11 protein-coding genes are annotated in these 16,235 nt (G+C 75.4%); 6 read left to right on the top strand and 5 right to left on the bottom strand.

The features are described from left to right. Positions 1 to 422: 422 nt before the first annotated feature. The gene (locus tag ADK60_RS04955) at positions 423 to 1,301 is read right to left on the bottom strand and encodes an ABC transporter ATP-binding protein (RefSeq protein ID WP_079008060.1); all 879 of its coding nucleotides are present in this window, start codon (positions 1,299 to 1,301) and stop codon (positions 423 to 425) included. 294 nt (positions 1,302 to 1,595) lie between these two features. Here ADK60_RS04955 and ADK60_RS04960 point away from each other — a divergent pair, with 294 nt between their 5' ends. Next, positions 1,596 to 3,740 (top strand): AMP-binding protein, encoded by a 2,145-nt coding sequence (locus ADK60_RS04960; RefSeq protein WP_053643546.1) that lies wholly within the window; start codon positions 1,596 to 1,598, stop codon positions 3,738 to 3,740. Between the two features lie 22 nt (positions 3,741 to 3,762). Here ADK60_RS04960 and ADK60_RS04965 read toward each other — a convergent pair whose 3' ends face one another. After that, a complete protein-coding gene (locus ADK60_RS04965) occupies positions 3,763 to 5,157 on the bottom strand; it encodes an ATP-grasp domain-containing protein (RefSeq protein WP_159400302.1) in 1,395 nt (464 codons plus the stop codon). Positions 5,158 to 5,371: 214 nt separating this feature from the next. Here ADK60_RS04965 and ADK60_RS04970 point away from each other — a divergent pair, with 214 nt between their 5' ends. After that, positions 5,372 to 6,964: a M4 family metallopeptidase gene (locus ADK60_RS04970; RefSeq protein WP_053643550.1), complete on the top strand. Its 1,593-nt coding sequence runs from the start codon at positions 5,372 to 5,374 to the stop codon at positions 6,962 to 6,964. A 136-nt stretch (positions 6,965 to 7,100) separates the two neighbouring features. Here the strand turns inward: ADK60_RS04970 and ADK60_RS04975 are convergent, their stop codons facing one another. Next, positions 7,101 to 8,063, bottom strand: coding sequence for a D-2-hydroxyacid dehydrogenase family protein (locus ADK60_RS04975; RefSeq protein WP_053643552.1), 963 nt, complete (start codon positions 8,061 to 8,063; stop codon positions 7,101 to 7,103). 235 nt (positions 8,064 to 8,298) lie between these two features. Here ADK60_RS04975 and ADK60_RS04980 point away from each other — a divergent pair, with 235 nt between their 5' ends. From ADK60_RS04980 to ADK60_RS04995, 4 genes are all read left to right on the top strand, one after another. Further along, positions 8,299 to 9,009: a response regulator transcription factor gene (locus ADK60_RS04980; protein WP_053643553.1), complete on the top strand. Its 711-nt coding sequence runs from the start codon at positions 8,299 to 8,301 to the stop codon at positions 9,007 to 9,009. Next, the gene (locus ADK60_RS04985) at positions 9,006 to 10,535 is read left to right on the top strand and encodes a sensor histidine kinase (protein ID WP_053643555.1); all 1,530 of its coding nucleotides are present in this window, start codon (positions 9,006 to 9,008) and stop codon (positions 10,533 to 10,535) included. Before ADK60_RS04980 ends, ADK60_RS04985 begins: the two co-directional genes overlap by 4 nt. 159 nt (positions 10,536 to 10,694) lie before the next feature. Next, entirely contained in the window at positions 10,695 to 11,156 is a 462-nt protein-coding gene (locus ADK60_RS04990; protein ID WP_053643556.1) for a hypothetical protein, read from the top strand. Beyond that, entirely contained in the window at positions 11,153 to 11,392 is a 240-nt protein-coding gene (locus ADK60_RS04995) for a hypothetical protein (RefSeq protein ID WP_063783044.1), read from the top strand. The genes ADK60_RS04990 and ADK60_RS04995 overlap by 4 nt, the downstream gene beginning before the upstream one ends. A gap of 91 nt (positions 11,393 to 11,483) precedes the next feature. Here ADK60_RS04995 and ADK60_RS44495 read toward each other — a convergent pair whose 3' ends face one another. Both ADK60_RS44495 and ADK60_RS05005 read right to left on the bottom strand, forming a co-directional pair. Then, complete coding sequence (locus ADK60_RS44495; RefSeq protein WP_053643560.1) at positions 11,484 to 15,902, bottom strand: caspase family protein; 4,419 nt, start codon at positions 15,900 to 15,902, stop codon at positions 11,484 to 11,486. 9 nt (positions 15,903 to 15,911) lie between these two features. Continuing rightward, the gene (locus ADK60_RS05005) at positions 15,912 to 16,235 is read right to left on the bottom strand and encodes a Pepco domain-containing protein (RefSeq protein WP_045943139.1); all 324 of its coding nucleotides are present in this window, start codon (positions 16,233 to 16,235) and stop codon (positions 15,912 to 15,914) included.

Below are 16,235 nucleotides of genomic sequence, written 5' to 3' on the forward strand. Positions count from 1 at the left end.
TTCTGCGAGCAGCCGGCCAGTGCGGCGGTCGCCACGGCGAGGGTGAGCAGCGTGGCGGCGGTGGAACGACGGGCGGACATGCGGGCTCCAGCGGTCAGGACAGGGCGTTTCAGGGCAGGGCGTTTCAAGGCAAGGCGTTTCAAGGCAGGGCTGAGCGCGGGCGGGGAGCAACGACGTCGTCGATGCCCCGCCCACTTAGCTAAGGCATACCTTAGGGATATCGGTTTTTGCCGTCCACACCGGGGTCGGTCACAAAACGGCCCAGGTGGGACAAGGGCTCCGGCGCCCCGATGGTCGGTCCACCGACGATTTCCGGCCACTCACGGCTCGGCCGGAGGTGACACGGATGGCAAAGAAGTGGTAAAGGGGCACGCACCGGTGGGTGCGCGCCCCTGGGAAGGCGTCGTCCGGGACCGCCGCGCTCAGCCCGTCGGGGTGCGGCGGGCAGCGGCCCTGGCGGTCCAGCGGCCGTCGTGGCGGGTGATCCGGATCGGGTGGCCGAAGGTCGCGCTCACCAGCTCGGTGGTCATCACCTCGTCCACCGGGCCGGCCGCGACCGTCTCCCCGGCCCGCAGCAGCAGCGCGTGCGTGGTGGACTCCGGCAGCTCCTCCAGGTGGTGGGTGACCAGGACGCTGGCCAGCTCCGGGTGCTGATGGCGGAGCAGGTCCAGGCTGTCCAGCAGCAGTTCCCTGGCGGTCAGGTCGAGCCCGGTGGCGGGCTCGTCGAGCAGCAGCAGCCGCGGACTGGGCATCAGGGCCCGGGCGATCAGCGCCCGGCCCCGCTCGCCCTGGGAGAGCGTGGTCCACGGCGACTCCGCGGCCGCCGTCATGCCCAGGGTCCCGATCAGCAGCTCGGCCCGCTCCAGCTCCTCCGGGGCGGGCTTGCGGTTCAGGTCCGGCTCGATCGTGTTGGTGACGCCGGTGAGGACGACCTCGCGCACGGTCAGCGGCGAGCGCAGCGGGTGGCGCGGATTGACGTGGCCGAGGTGGGCGCGCAGCTCGCGGATGTCGACCCGGCCGAGCCGGCGGCCGAGCACGTCCACCTCGCCGCGGGTGGGGTGGGAGACGGCACCGAGCAGGGCGAGCAGGGTCGACTTGCCGGCGCCGTTCGGGCCGAGCAGCGCCCAGTGCTCGCCGGGGTGGATGGCGAGGTCGATCCCGCGCAGCAGGTGGCGGCCGTCCCGGACGACGTCCACGGCCCGGGTGCGCAGCAGCGGGGCCGGCGGCTCCGGCAGCTCGGGCGCCTCCGACGGTGCGGTGGACGAGCCGGTGGCGGGCGGGCGCGGGTCGGACGTGCTCATGCGGGCGGGCCTCCTGGGGTCCTCCGGTGCCGGGCGGGGTCACGGGCGCGGCGCCGCACCGGACGGGCCGCCGCCGACCGTCCGCGTGCAGAGTACAACCGTCGCCCCGGGGGACGGGGCCGGTGTCCGGGTCGTGGACGGCCGTCCCGCGCGGGCGCCGTGCGTATCCCCCTTTTCCCCAGCGGCAGTTGGCGTCAGGATCGGTGCGCGAACCGTGGAACCGGACCGGACCGACGGCTCGTGGAAGCGGTGCGGGGGCCACAGGCAGGTGAACGCGGGTGGAGGGGACGGGTCATGACAGGGACGGACACACCGCCGGAACTCGGTACCGGACGCGCCGGGACGCTGCCCGGACGGTTCGAGGAGCACGCCCGCACCGCGCCCGGGGCCGTCGCCCTGCGCTGGGCCGGAACGGAGCTCGACTACGGCGAACTCGACGCCAGGGCCGACCGCCTGGCCCACCACCTGGTCGAACGCGGGCTGCGGCCCGGCGACCTGGCCGCGGTGGCGCTCGGCCGGGGCGTCGAGGTGTACATCGCCCTGCTCGCCGTGCTCAAGACCGGCGCCGCCTACCTCCCGCTGGAGCCCGGCGCCCCTGACGGGCTGCTGCGGCACGTGCTCGCCGAGGCCGGGCCGGCCCTGGTCGTCACCGAGGAGGCGCACCGGATCCGGCTGACCGACGCCGGGGCCCGGGAGCTCGTCTGCCTCGACTCGGCCCGGTCCGCCCTCTCGGCGGGGCCCGCCGGCCCGCCCCCGGTCGACCTCGACCCGGACGGCCCCGCGGTCGTCCTGACCACCTCCGGCACCACCCGGGCGCCGCGCTGCGCCGGGCTCTCGCACCGCAACCTGCTCGCCGTCCACCACGGCTGGCGCACGGTGTACGGCCTGACGCCCGCCGACCGGATCCTGAGCACGGCGAGCCTGGAGTTCGACGTGTTCACCGCCGACTGGGTGCGCGCGCTCTGCTCCGGCGCCACGCTGGTGGTCGCGCCGCGCAACCTGACCCTGGACCGCGCGGCCGACATCGCCGACCTCCCGCCGCTGATCGCCGCCGAGCGGATCACCGTGCTGGAGCTGAACACCCGCACCGCGCGCCGGCTGACCGCCCACCTGGCGCCGCGTCCGGGCGAGAGCCCGCTCGCCGGGGTGCGGGTGCTCACCGTCGGCGCCGAGAAGTGGTGGCTGGACGAGCACCTGGCGCTGCAACGGCTGCTCGGCCGGTCCACCCGGGTGATCAACGTCTACGGGCTGGCCGAAGCGGGCGTGGACAGCACCTGGTTCGAGGTCCGGGAGAGGAACCAGGTGCTGCGCGGAACGCCGCCGTCGCTGATCGGCGCGCCGTTCCCCGGCGCCCGGGTGCTGGTGCTCGCCCCGGACGGCACCCCGCTGCGGGACGGCAGGGTCGGCGAGATCGCGCTCGCCGGTCCCGGCCTCGGCCGCGGATACCCCGGCCGGCCCGAGGAGACGGCCCGCCGGTTCGTGCACTCGGCGCACGACAAGGACGGCCGGGTGATGCTGACCGGCGACCTCGGCCGGTTCACCGCGGACGGCACGCTGGAGTTCATCGGCCGGGCGGCGGGCGTGGTCGGACCGACCGACGTCCGGCTGTCCACCACCGTCGCCAGGACGGTGTCCCTCGCGGCCCGGGCCGAGGCCCGGCTGCGCGCCCGCCCCGGGATCCGGGAGGCGGCGGTCGCCGAGGTGGAGGTGGCGCCCGGACGGCGCGAGCTGGTCGGGTACGCCGTCGCCGTGTCCGGCGCGCCGGACACCGACGGCTGGTCGCTGACGGCCGCGCTGAAGACCTTGCTGCCGGACGGGGAGGCACCCGCCGCCGTGGTCCCGGTGCCCGAACTCCCGCGCACCCGGGCCGGCAAGCTCGACCGGGCCGCGCTGCCGCTGCCCGCGCCGGCCGACCACGCCGCGCCACCGCGCCGGTCGGGCGGCGGGAAGGGCGGCAGGAGCTGGAAGGGCGGCGGGAGCCGCGGCTCCGCCGGGGTGGACTCCGCGCTCGGCTGCGGCGTGATCGGCTTCGGGGTGCCGGCAGCGGTCGTCGCCGGGCTGCTCACGAACAGCCTCTGGCCGGGTTCGACCGACGTCTCGGCCGTTCCGGCCCCGTACGACGACCTCTTCCGGGTGCTCTACTTCTTCGAGTGCGCCTCGTTCGGACTCGGCGTGGCCTGGCTGCTGTTCGGAGCCGGGACTACGGCGCGGATGCGGCGGCCGCCCGGTCTCTCGTTCGCCGCGCACCTGGCGGTGTTCTGGCTGCTGGCCTCCTGGTGGCCGCAGGACAACCTGTACCGGACCACCCGCCCGTCCGACTGGCACGCCCAGGCGTGGCTGGTCTTCGTGTTCAACATCGCCCTGATGGTCTCGGCCGCGATCCTGGTCCGGTTCCTGGCCTGGCACCCGAAGCCGTCCGAACCGCCGAAGCAGCCCTGACCGGCGGGGCCGGGCCGGAGGCTCAGCGCAGGGCCTCGAACATCCGGCCCAGCCCGTGGTGGGCCGCCCCGAGCCGGGCCTGCGCGGCGTCCAGCGCCTCGACGCTCCGGGCAGCGAGCGCCAGACCGACGGCCGGCTCCGGCTCGTGGCCGGCCGTCACGATCAACGGCAGCAGCGTCGCGCCGAGCCGCGCGCAGGCCGGGCGCAGCCGGTCCAGGTGGCCGTGCAGCGCCTCCTGGGAGAGCCGGGCGCCGAGCGGCATCGCGTCCAGGGTGCGGACCAGGTGGCCGGGGCCGCGCACCTGGTCCAGCCGGTGGCGCAGGACGAAGGCGATCGCCGGTCCGGTGAGCCGCAGATTGGCCTCGGTCGGGGCGAGCCGGCGTTCGCGGTCGGTGACGAAGTCCACGTCGTACCAGCCCCGGTGGCCGGCCTCGGCCAGCCGCTCCCCCACCGCGAGGCCGAAGCGTTCGGCGGTGGCGGCGGCGCCGGGCGGCACCACGCCCGGACCGACCGTCACCCCCTGGTAGCGGGTCCCGTCGACCGCCATCTCGCCGACGCCCACCGGGTGGACCCGGCCGTCGGCGCCGATCACCGCGTCGAAGGTGAGGTCGCGCAGCCGGCCGGTGCCGGCCGGACCGGCGTCCACGTACTCCTCCAGCAGCAGCGGGCCGCCGGACGGCAGGGCGTCCTCGCGTTCCAGCCGGCGGAGCAGCGCCCGGGCGCCGCCGGCCGCCGACAGCTCCGCCGGGGTGATCACGACGGTTCCGTAACCACCCACTCCGTGCCGGGACTTGAGTACCGTGGCGCGGCCCCGGGCGGCGTGGGCGGCCAGTCGCCGGGCGGCCGCCCGGGGGCCGTCCACGGACTCCTGCCGGGGCACCCGCACGCCGGGGTGGGCCTGGGCGAGCGCGGTGAAGAGGCCGTGCGCGGCGTCCTTGGCCTCGTAGCGGCGGACGGCCGCGAGCTCCGGGCCCTCGCCCCGGTCGGGGGTGCGGCCCCAGAACAGCACGGGGCCGGGGCCGGTGGCGAGCCGTTCGGCGAGCGCGGGGCGGGCGGCGAGGGCCTCGGCGACCGTGCCGCCGGGGGCGATGCCGTCGAACACCTCGACCGGCCCCCAGTCCAGTTCGCGGGCGAGCCAGTCGATCCAGGCCCGGTCGACCTCGGCGGGCAGTACCAGGGCGGCGGGTTCGGGGCTGTAGCCGACGGCCAGTCCGGCGTAGTGGTGCGCCCGGCGGAGGCGGTCGGCGCGCCGCTCGGCGGCGGACGGCGACGTGGCGGACCTGCTGCCGGGGAACCTCCCTGGGGCGAACCGCCCGCGGGACGACGGTTCGAGGAGGAACTGCTCGTTGAAGTCGGCCACATTGCCGACGTGCACCGCACGACGTCCGCCGGTCCAGGCCCCCACCCATCCGTCCATCCCGCGAGCGTACGGCACGGGTGCTGACGAGCGCCCACGGACGACGGGCCCGGCGCAAGCGTGAACAGACAACTCGAAAACGATCACATTTGATCAATACAGGACACGAATTGGCAAAGTTCTGACGTTCGCTCTAGCCGTGGATGACTGCCCACCGTCAATCTCAACGCAGCTCTCATCCCTGCATCACGCAGCATCCCCGACTGGAGTCAGAGTGAGCCCCACCTCCTCTTCTCGCCGCTTCCTCGCGGCCGGAGCCATAGCGGCCACCGCCGCCCTCGTCGCCGCCACCGTCACCGCCGGGACCGCGTCCGCCGCCCCCACCGGCCGTGACGCGGCGATCGCCAAGGCCCGGGCCAACGTCGCCCGCAACGCGTCGGTCTTCGGCTTCGCCGACGGCCAGGACCTCCTGGTCAAGGACGTCGTGCTGGACGCCGACGGCACCCAGCACGTCCGCTTCGACCGCACCTACCTCGGCCTGCCCGTGGTCGGCGGCGACCTGGTGGTCCACCAGGACTCCCGCGGCCGGCTCAAGGACTCCTCCCGCGCGGCCGCCCACGACGCCGCCGTGCGCACGATCGTTCCCAAGGTCCCCGCCCAGCTCACCGCCGGCCGCGCGCTCGAAGCCGCCCCCGGCGTCGACAGCGCCACCAGCAGCCCCGAACTCGTGGTCTGGGCCGCCGACGGCACCCCGCGCCTCGCCTGGCGCACCACCGTCGAGGGCACCGGCGACCACGGCCAGCCGGCCGGCCGGATCGTCGTCACCGACGCCAATACCGGTGAGCAGATCGAGGCCTACGACGCCGAGCACCAGGCCACCGGCACCGGCCACTCCGAGTACACCGGTGACATCACCATCGACACCACCGCGCAGACCGGCGGCTTCTCGCTGAAGGACCCGACGCGCGGCCACATCACCAAGGACGCCAACAACGTCTCCGCGAGCTCGCTCAACGCGAACTCCGGCACCCTCTTCACCGACACCGACAACGTCTGGGGCGACGGGAAGAAGTTCTCCACCGACCGCGCCACCGCGGCCGTCGACGCCCACGCCAACACCGCCTGGACGTACGACTACTACAAGAACACCTTCAACCGCAGCGGCATCAAGAACGACGGCAAGGGCGCCACCGTCTTCGTCCACGTCGGCACCAAGTGGGACAACGCCCAGTGGTCCGACAGCTGCTTCTGCATGATGACCGGTGACGGCGACGGCGTCACCGACCCGGAGCAGGTCGACCTCGACACCATGGGCCACGAGATGACCCACGGCGTCACCAGCGCCACCGCCAACCTCCGCTACAGCGGCGAGTCCGGCGGCCTCAACGAGTCCACCTCGGACATCTTCGGCACCATGGTCGAGTTCTACGCCAACAACGCGGTGGACAAGGGCGACTACCTGTTCAGCGACCAGTCCACCCCGCCGTGGCTGCGCCGCTTCGACAAGCCCTCGCTGGACGGCCGCTCCGCCGACTGCTGGAGCCGCAAGGTCGGCCAGCTCGACGTGCACAACTCCTCGGGCGTCGGCAACCACTGGTTCTTCCTCGCCAGCGAGGGCAGCGGCGCCAGGACCATCAACGGCGTCAGCTACAACAGCCCGACCTGCAACGGCTCGACGGTCACCGGCATCGGCAACCAGAAGGTCGCCAACATCTGGTACCGCGCGCTGACCGTCTACATGACCTCCACCACGGACTACAAGGGCGCGCGGGCCGCGTCGCTGAGCGCCGCCAAGGACCTCTACGGCGCCACCAGCACCGAGTACAAGGCCGTCGCGGCCGCCTGGAGCGCTGTCTCGGTCTCCTGACCGCGGCGCCCGCACCACGGCCCGTCACCCCCGGCTCGGGGGTGACGGGCCGCCTGCCGCTCTGGTGGGCCGGTGCGTCCGGGCGTCCGGTGCGTCCCGGGTCCGGTACGTCCGGGCCTCCGGGCGTCCGGTGCCGTCAGTCGCCCAGGACGCGGACCGGCGCCCCCGCCAGGAAGGCCGCGATGTCCTCCACCGCCTCGCCGTAGTAGCGCCGGTAGTTGTCCCGCGACACGTACCCCAGGTGCGGGGTGGCCAGCAGCCGGGGCGCCGTCCGCATCGGGTGGCCCGCCGGCAGCGGCTCCTGGTCGAACACGTCCACCGCCGCTCCCGCGATCCGCCCCGCCGCCAGCGCCGCCAGCAGCGCCTCCTGGTCGACGATCGCCGCCCGGGAGGTGTTGACCAGGTACGCGTCCGGCCGCATCAGCGCCAGTTCGGGCGCGCCGACCAGCCCCCGGGTGCGCGCGCCGAGCGCGAGGTGCACGGAGACGAAGTCGCTCTCCCGCAGCAGCTCCTCCATCGACCCCGCCCGGCGCACACCCACCTCGGCCGCCCGCTCCCCGGTGAGGTTGCTGCTCCACGCCACCACGTCCATGTCGAAGGCGAGCCCCACCCGGGCGACCCGGGCACCGATCTTGCCCAGCCCCAGCAGGCCCAGCCGGCGCCCCGCCAGATCCGCGCCCACCGTGCTCTGCCACGGCCCGCCGGTCCGCAGCGCCGTGCTCTCCTCGACCAGCCCTCGGGCCAGCCCGAGCAGCAGCGCCCAGGTCAGCTCCACCGGCGGCGTCGACGAACTGGCCGTCCCGCACACGGTGACCCCGTGGGCGCGGGCCGCCGCGTGGTCGATCACCGAGTTCCGCATCCCCGAGGCGACCAGCAGCCGCAGCCGGGGCAGCCGCTCGAACACCTCCGCCGGAAAGGCGATCCGCTCCCGCAGCGTCACCACGATGTCGAAATCCGCGACCGCCGCGACGAGTTCCGCCACCGAGGCCGGATGCTCGCGGAACGCCACGACCTCGACCCGGTCGGCCACCGGGGACCAGTCGGCGATCGTGGTGGCGACACCCTGGAAGTCGTCGAGTACGGCGCAGCGGAGTCTCATGCCCCGCACTCTTCCAGATCCGCCCGGCACCGCCGGGCCCGGCCCTGCTCCCTCGCCGGGGCACCTGGCCGGGACACCCCCCGGAGGCCGTCCGTCGCCCCGGTGTGAGAGGGTCGGCGGCCGGACGGAGGAGGCGCCGATGCGGACGAGTGGGACCGGGGACATGGCGGGGAGCCGGGACGTGACGGGGAGCCGGGACGTGACGGGGAGCCGGGACGTGACGGGGAGCCGGGACGTGACGGGGACCGGCGGGCGGGTCCTGGTGGTCGACGACGACGCGGCGATCCGCCGCGGGCTGGAGCGCGGTCTGCGGCTGAGCGGCTTCTCGGTGGCCCTCGCCGAGGACGGCGGCGCGGCGCTGGCCCGGATGGCCACCGAGCTGCCGGACGTGCTGGTGCTCGATGTGTCGATGCCCGGCCTCGGCGGCGTCGAGGTCTGCCGCCGCCTGCGCGCCCGGGGCGACGACCTCCCGGTGCTGATGCTGTCCGCCCTCGACGAGGCCGCCGACCGGGTCGCCGGGCTCCAGGCGGGCGCCGACGACTACCTGGTCAAGCCGTTCGCCCTGGAGGAACTCGTCCTGCGGCTGCGGGCCCTGCTCCGCCGCCGACCGCCGCAGCCGGACGACCGGGTGCTCGCCGGACCCCTCAGCCTCGACCCCGGCACCCGCCAGGCCCACCTGGACGGCGAGGAACTCACCCTCACCCGGCGGGAGTTCGAACTGCTCGCGCACCTGGCCCGGAACGCCGGCCTGGTGCTCTCGCGCGAACTGCTGCTGGAACGCGTCTGGGGCTACGACGCCGAGGTGCGCAGCGACGCCGTCGACACCTTCGTCAGCTACCTGCGGCGCAAGACCGAGGCCGGCGGGCGGCCCCGGCTGATCCACACCGTCCGGGGCGTCGGCTTCGTGCTGCGCACACCCGACGGATCGCGGCAGGCCCCGCGATGAGGCTCTCCACCCGGATCGCGCTCTGGGCGGCGGCCGTGGTGCCGCTGCTGGTGGTGCTCGCGGGCCTGCTGCTGCTGCCGCTGGTCGGCCGGGACCTGCGGCACCAGCAGGACGCCCGGCTCGGCGAGCGCGCGGCCGCGCTGCTGCCGAGCGTCCGGGCGCTGGTGGCCGCCGACAGCAAGGGCCGGCCCAAGGTGGAGCAGAACCAGCAGCGCAAGGTGGTGGACGCCGCCCTGGACCTGGGGGTGCGGGTGACCGGCACCGACGGCGGCGTCCTGCTGTCCGTCGGCCCGCAGCCGGACGGGCCGGACGGCGCGGGTGCCCTCCCGACCGAGCCGGGCGGCGGGCCGGTCACGGTCCGGGACCACGGCACCTCCTGGCGGGTCCTCACCTGGGCGGTCGGAGGGAACGGCCGGGGCAGCGGCTCCGGCCTGCTGCAGGTGATCGCCCCCACCGGGCCGGCGGACCGGCAGGCGGCCGCGGTGCGACGGCGCGTCCTGCTCGTCGCCCTGGTGTCGGCCCCGGTCGCCGCACTGCTCGGCTTCGCGCTCGCCGAGCGGGCCACCGCCCCGCTGCGCCGGCTCAGCCGCCGCGCCGCCGGGCTGGACCCGGCGGCGGCACCCGCCGGGCCGACCGGGCCGGGCTCCCCGGAGTCTCCTGGCTCGTCCGGCTCGCCCGGTGGTCACGGGTTCCTGCCCGAGCGGACCGGGACCGCCGAGGTCGACGAGCTGTCCTCGGCCCTCGCGCTGCTCCTCACCCGCTACGACGAGCAGGCCCGGCGGACGGCCCAGGCGCTGGACACCGCCCGGGCGTTCTCCGCCGACGCCTCGCACGAGCTGCGCACACCGCTGATGAGCCTGCGCACCAATCTCGACGTCCTGGCCGCCCACCCGGACCTGCCCGCCGACGACCGGGACGAGGTCGTGGCGGAGCTGCGACAGGACCACGCGCGGCTGCTCGACCTGCTCACCGCGCTCAGCACCCTGGCCCGGGGCGACCTGGTCCAGTTGGACGCGTTCCAGCCGGTCGACCTCGCCGAACTCGTCGACGCGGCGGCCGAGGAGGCCCGCCGCCGCCACCCCGGCACCGTGTTCGCCGTGCACGCCCCGGCCGAACTGCGGGTGTTCGGCTGGGAGTCCGGACTGCGGATCATGCTCGCCAACCTCCTCGGCAACGCCGCCGTGCACGGCGGCGCCGACGGCGCCCCGGCCCGCGTCGCCGTCCGGCTCGCGGCCGAGGGCGCGCAGGCCCGGCTCACCGTGGACGACAACGGCCCCGGGGTACCCCCGGAGGACCGGGCGGCCGTGTTCCAGCGCTTCCACCGCCGTCGGGACAGCCCCGGTTCGGGCCTCGGGCTCACCCTGGTCGCCCAGCAGACCGCGCTGCACCGGGGCACCGTCGCCCTCACCGCGCCGCCCGACGGCACCGGCTGCCGGGCCGAGGTGACCCTGCCGCTCCCCCGCCCTGATGCGCCGACCCTGGAACTCCCCGCCCGCCGGGACTGGCTCAGCGGCCCGGGGCGCTGAGCCTGTTCGGGCGCCGGGCCGGCCGTTCCACAGGGATTCCACAAGAAGGCGCCCTACCGTCCGACTCGACCGCACCGCACCGCACCCCGGTGCACCCCGGTGCACCGCACCGGGCCGTTCGGGTCCTGGTCCGGGTCCGGGCCGAAGAGAGGACGTCACATGCCCGCAGTCAACCGCCTTCCCTCCGGTCGCCGGGCCGGCGCGCTCGGTACCCTCGCCCTGACCGGCGTGCTGACCGGCGCGCTGCTGGCCGGCACGCCCGCCGCCCAGGCGGCTCCGGCCGCCCCGAGCTCCGGCCCGGCCGCCGCCTCACCGACCGCCCTGCCGACACCCACCGGTGACGGGGCCAAGAGCATCTGCAAGCGCCTGCCCAGCACCGAGGGGCACCTCACCAACGCGCTCAACCGGCTCAACGGGGACGCCACCATGGCCGGCTCCGTCGCCCGGCTGCAGCAGCGGGTCGCGAACGCCAAGTCCGCCGGTCACACCGAGGTGGAGACCTACCTCAACGGCCGGCTGACCGCCCGCAAGGCCCTGGTCGGCACCCTGAAGTCGCGGCAGGACGACCTCAAGTCCGTGGCGACCTGGTGCGCCGCCCACGGCAAGGGCGCCGGCAAGTGACCCGCCGCCCCGCCGGAGCGGTGCTCGCGGCCGTTCTGCTGGCCGGAGCGGCGCTGCTCACCGGCTGCGGTCCCGGTGCCGACCACGGGAACGCCGACCACGGGCCCGCCACGCCCGGGCCCGCCGCACCCGGCGCGGCCGACGACGCGGCGCCCGGGGACCTCCAGCAGAAGCTGGACGCCGCCGAGAGCGCCGCCGCGGCGGCCGACGCCGACACGGCGGCCGAGAACGGCTGATCCGGTCCGAGCGAGGAACGGGCGGCGGGGGTGTGCCGGGCCGGTCGTGGGGGCCGGCCCGGCACACCCCCGCCGTCGAACGCCGTCGCTCTCAGGACCTACGGCGGTCCCGCCACCGCGGCCACCGGCCGGGCGGCTCCGTCGACCCCGACAGCCGGGCCGACAACTCCCGGTAGCCCTGGTACTCCAGCTGCCGCCCGATCTCGGCCACCTCGTCCGGACGACGCGAGGAAACCGTCATGATCGCCTCCCGGAGCGCCGTTCCGTGGCCGGCCGGGTCCAGGTACTGGAGGAACTCGGCGACGTCCTCCGGAGGCCGGTAGCGGCAGACGTTCACCGTCATCCGATGGCTGAGCTCCGACGCCATGCCGGCGTCGAGCAGGCTCGCCACCGCCCGGGCGATCTCCGCACCGGTCCTGCCCCGGGAGGAGAGCTCGGTGGCCAGCATCTCCGCGCTCCCCGACCGGCCGATCCGCATCAGGCGCCCGATCACCCCGGCCACCGAGCCGCCCGCCAGCATCCGACCGGCCAGCAGCTCCGCCGTCTCGTTCGAGTGTCCGGCGGGGTCCCGGTCCGTCGGTCCGTCGACCGGCAGCGGGGCCTCCAGCAACGCGGCGACCCGGTCGGGGGGCTCGTCGGCGAGGACATGGTCGACGATCCGCTCCGCCTCCGGCCGCCGCCCGTTCGCCCGCAGGTCCCGGAGGATCAGGGCGAGTTCCGCCGCTGGCCGGGCGGCCGCGAGGATCCGCCACAGTTCCGCCCGCCGGTCCGGCAGCACGGGCCAGGACACCGTGTCGGGCCCTGTCGGCGGATACGGCAGGTCCGCCAGCGCGGCCAGCAGACCGACCACGTCCTCGGGCTCCCGGTGCAGGACCGCCGCCGCCAGGGCCGCCCTGGTCGGCCCGCCCCGGGCGGCGAGTGCGGCGAGTTCCCCGACCGGGCCGTCCGCCCCGACCGACCGCCGCAGGGCCGCGCGGTCGAGGCCGGGGGCCGTCCGGTGCAGCTGCCGGTACCAGGCCACGACCGGCGCGTCCGGCGGGGCCTCGTCGACCAGGGCGGCCGCGTACCGGAACCGGCCGTGCTCGTTCAGCCCGACCCAGAAGCCGGAGGTGTCGACCGTCCGCGCGTACGCGCGGAGCACGGGCAGCCCGAGCCGCTCGGCGCCGTTCCGGTGCAGATGGTCGAGGAGGCCCAGGGCCTGCTGGGCCGACAGCTCCGGGGCCAGCGTGTCCATCACGTGGCCGCGCACCTCCTCGCCCCGCGCGTCCAGCGCCGTGAACAGCCGGCCGAGCTCCTCGTCGGACCCGGTCCAGCGAGCGGCCCGCAGCACAGCCCCGGCGAGGACGCCCTGCCGTCCGGCCAGCAGCTCCACCAGCAGCTCCGCGAACCGGTCCGGCGCCGTCACCCGCGCGACATGCTCCACGAACCGCTCGACCGCCAGCCCCCTCCTCAACCGCTCCAGCCGGAAGTTGCCCAGCACCTCGGCAACCTCCCGGACGGGCCGCCCGGCCGCCGCCCGGCACAGCACCTCGAACGCCTCGTCGTCCCGGAGCGCTTCCAGCAGGCCGACGACGACCGGGGGCGGCTGCTCGCTCCCGAGCCGCTCCAGCAGGAGCCCGGCCTCCCGCCCGCCGCCGGTCCGGCCCAGTTCGCCGATCAGGGCGCGGAACTCCGCGGGCCGGACCGGCGGCCCGCCCAGGAAGGCGTCCAGCAGGTAGTACGTGCCCGGCTCGGAGCCGATCGCCCGGGCCGCCGCGAACAGCCTGGCGGCGTGCGCCCTGAGTGCCTCGACCAGTTGCTCGCCGGGGCGGGATCCGCGCCCTCCGGACCGCAGGACCTCGATCAGCACTCCGCTCCGCTCCACCGGTCCGGCGTCGAGGAAGGCACGGAGCAGCTCGCCGACCTCGACCGCCGCCCCGCCGGGCCCCCGGGTGTCGAGGGCGACGATCAGTTCGGCCACCTCGCCGGGCGATCCGCGCCGGGCCACTCCGAGCAGGGTGCCCCGGTCCTCGGCCACGCGCGGGGGAGCGGGTTCGCGAGCGGGTGCGGGACCGGGTGCCGGGAGCGGCACCGGCACGCTCGGGGCAGGCGTCGGCAAGCTCGGGGCGGGCTTCAGCAAGCTCGGGGCGGGCTTCGGCGCAATCGGAATGGGCTCGAGCCAGTCGCGCAGCAACCGCTCCCCGGCCTGCCTGTTCCGGGCCCGCAGTTCGGCGAGCAGAGCGGCCAACTCGGCGGCCCCGCACTCGGCGACGACGGCCTGCGCCAGCAACTCCCCCAGGACCGCGAACCGCTCCTCACCACAGGCGTCGAGCAGTTCCGCGAGCCGGTCCGGCTCCCGACGCAGCACGAGGATCCGGCGCAGGAGCACATCGCGCGCCGCCGACGGCATCCGCGCCATCACGGTCAGCAGCTCCACCGTCGACCGGCTGCGGACCAGGGTGTCCTGGAACCTGACCACGACGGCAGGCAGACGCCGCTGCTCCAGCTCCACGAGCAGCGGCCCCACCTGCTCCGCCGGGTACCGCCCGCCCAGCACCGGCACGGCGACCTCGACCGGGTCCCGGTCCGGCCGCCCCACGCTCGGGAGTTCCCAGACCCGGACCAGGATGTGCGCCACCCGCTCCGGCGATGCCCCGCACAGCACCGCCAGGAAGGGTTCGAGCAGGTTGTCCGGTCCGTGACCGCAGAGCAGGACGGTCAGCTCCCCCGCCTCCTTCGGCACCATGAGGCCGGCCGCGAGTCGTACTACGGCAACGGCGTCCTCGTCGGGGCGGGCGGCCTCGTGGACATCGGCGCCCGACAGTCCGTGCAGCAACCGGTGCAGGTCCCGGGGCTCCTGCCGGGCGCACTCCTCGTGGAACACGTCGAGGTACCGCGACATACCGGCCTCGCGGAGCAGCCGCGGCAGGCTCCTCACGTCGCGGTGCCCGGCCAGCAGGGTCCGGACGACGGCCGTCGCGTCCCGCTCCAGGCCGCCCCGCCCCCCGGTGAACCGCAGCCAGGAGGCAACCGCCTCCGCCGACCACTCCGCCATCGCCGCGAGCGCCATCGCCCTGGCCTCGACCGCCCCGGCCCGGGACAGCGCCACAAGGAGGCCGTCCACCGACCGGGAACCCAGCCGGACCACCGTCGCCCGGACCAGCCGCCGGACCTCCGCCGGCAGTTCCTCCGCCTCCAGGGCGGCCAGCAGCGGCGGCAGGTCCGCCACCGGCCGCGGCTCCTCGGACACCCGGACCGCCTCGGCGGCGAGTCCGGCCCGGTGCAGTTCCACGACGCACGCCGCCCAGGCGTCCGCCGGCAGCGCCGCCAGAGCGCGGAGCATCGTCGACCACAGCGTCTCCACCGTCTCCGCCGGCAGTCCGGCGGCCGCGGTCGGTCCCTCGGTTTCGACGGTTGCGGCGAGCGTGGCCAGACCGACGAGCAAGGGGGGCAGTTGGGGCGCCGGGCGGACGGCCGCTTTCTCCAGAAGCCGGTGCGCGGTCTCGTCCCGGCCGGCCGTACAGAGCGCCGCGACCAGCTCCAGCAGCGGGACCGCGGCGCGACGCCGGGACGCCGCATCCCACATCGCGGTGACCGCTGTGGCATCCAACCCGCGAGTGTGGTCGAGCAGTTCGGCCGTCGGACCGAGTACGGCGTACTCCTCCAGCAGCTCGGTGCGCTCGGAGGCCTGGTACTGGTGGACGGCACGGCCCAGGAGTGCACGGAGGCCGGGATCGGCCAACGGCTGCTCCGGCGTCGGCGGTTCGTCCACCACCGGTACGGGGGCGGGCTCCACCAGCGGGCCCGCGACCAGGAACTCCCCCTGGTCGGCGTCGGTGAGGACGCGAACCTCCTGGGCGGCGCCCGGCTTGCCGTGCTCCGCGTGGAGCGCCTCGATCCGGCTCTGGACGGCCTCGCTCAGCCACTCCAGGGTCAGTGGACCGTCGTGCGCGAGCAGCTCGTCCAGGACCGCGCGCGAGAACAGGCTGAACGAGCCGCTCCCCGCAGCGACGAAGTGCGCGTACCCACCGGGCGAGCAGGCGTAGAGGTGCGCGATCCGCCGGGACTTGACGGTCATGGCCCGCCCGCTCGCCCAGCCGACCGCACCGGCCATGGTGTCGCCCCCGACACCCTCCCGGCAGGCGTCGACGAGGAACAGCACCTGTGCGGCGCGGGTGTTCTCGACCTCGCTGCGCCAGTCGATGGCGACGCAGCCCGACCAGAGCGGCTTCCGGTAGCGGTGCAGGTCCTCCGGTACCAGGTAGTCCACGCCCTGGGCGTGCAGGCCGTGTCCGCTCAGGCAGATCAGCAGTGTCTCGCCCCGCCGGGCCTTCTCCAGGAAGCGCGAGACCTCGCCGTTCACGAAGTTCCAGCTGATCCGTTCGCCCGCCCCGGGCCGCTCGACCCGGAAGCCGCGCGCCCGCAGGGCCGCGTCCAGGCGTTCGAGGTCCCGGGGGACGAAGGGCAGGGGGGTGAACCCCACCCGTTCGTAGTCGCTGGCACCGATCAGAAGTGCGGCGAACCCGCCCATCCGGTCCCGCTAGTTGCCGAAGACGAAGGTGATCCCACGGGTGCCCTGGACCTGGGAACTGCCGACCAGTTGGACGCCGCCCGAGGCGGAGACCTGGAAGCTCAGCTGGACCTCCTTGAGCGGCAGCGGGCCGCCGCGGTCGGCGATCTGCTCGAACAGCGTCTGGAGCGCGTCCACCGTCTCCGTGAGGTTGGAGCGCAGCGCCCCGAGCGGCACCCGGCGCAGCACGGCCTCCCGGTCGCGCCGGAAGACGCCCATCGTGTCGCCGTCCTCCTCCTCGTCCTCGGTCACCCAGAACTCCAGGGAATCCAAGGACTCCACCTCGTCCGCCAC

It is taken from the genome of Streptomyces sp. XY431 (assembly GCF_001279805.1).
Classification (GTDB): Bacteria; Actinomycetota; Actinomycetes; order Streptomycetales; family Streptomycetaceae; genus Kitasatospora; species Kitasatospora purpeofusca.

Excerpts from the sequence above, each read along its gene's own strand:
- ADK60_RS04985 (WP_053643555.1), top strand. The coding sequence starts at position 9,006 with ATGAGGCTCTCCACCCGGATCGCGCTCTGGGCGGCGGCCGTGGTGCCG.
- ADK60_RS04990 (WP_053643556.1), top strand. The coding sequence starts at position 10,695 with ATGCCCGCAGTCAACCGCCTTCCCTCCGGTCGCCGGGCCGGCGCGCTC.
- ADK60_RS04975 (WP_053643552.1), bottom strand. The coding sequence starts at position 8,063 with ATGAGACTCCGCTGCGCCGTACTCGACGACTTCCAGGGTGTCGCCACC.
- ADK60_RS04960 (WP_053643546.1), top strand. The coding sequence starts at position 1,596 with ATGACAGGGACGGACACACCGCCGGAACTCGGTACCGGACGCGCCGGG.
- ADK60_RS04955 (WP_079008060.1), bottom strand. The coding sequence starts at position 1,301 with ATGAGCACGTCCGACCCGCGCCCGCCCGCCACCGGCTCGTCCACCGCA.
- ADK60_RS44495 (WP_053643560.1), bottom strand. The coding sequence starts at position 15,902 with ATGGGCGGGTTCGCCGCACTTCTGATCGGTGCCAGCGACTACGAACGG.
- ADK60_RS04965 (WP_159400302.1), bottom strand. The coding sequence starts at position 5,157 with ATGGACGGATGGGTGGGGGCCTGGACCGGCGGACGTCGTGCGGTGCAC.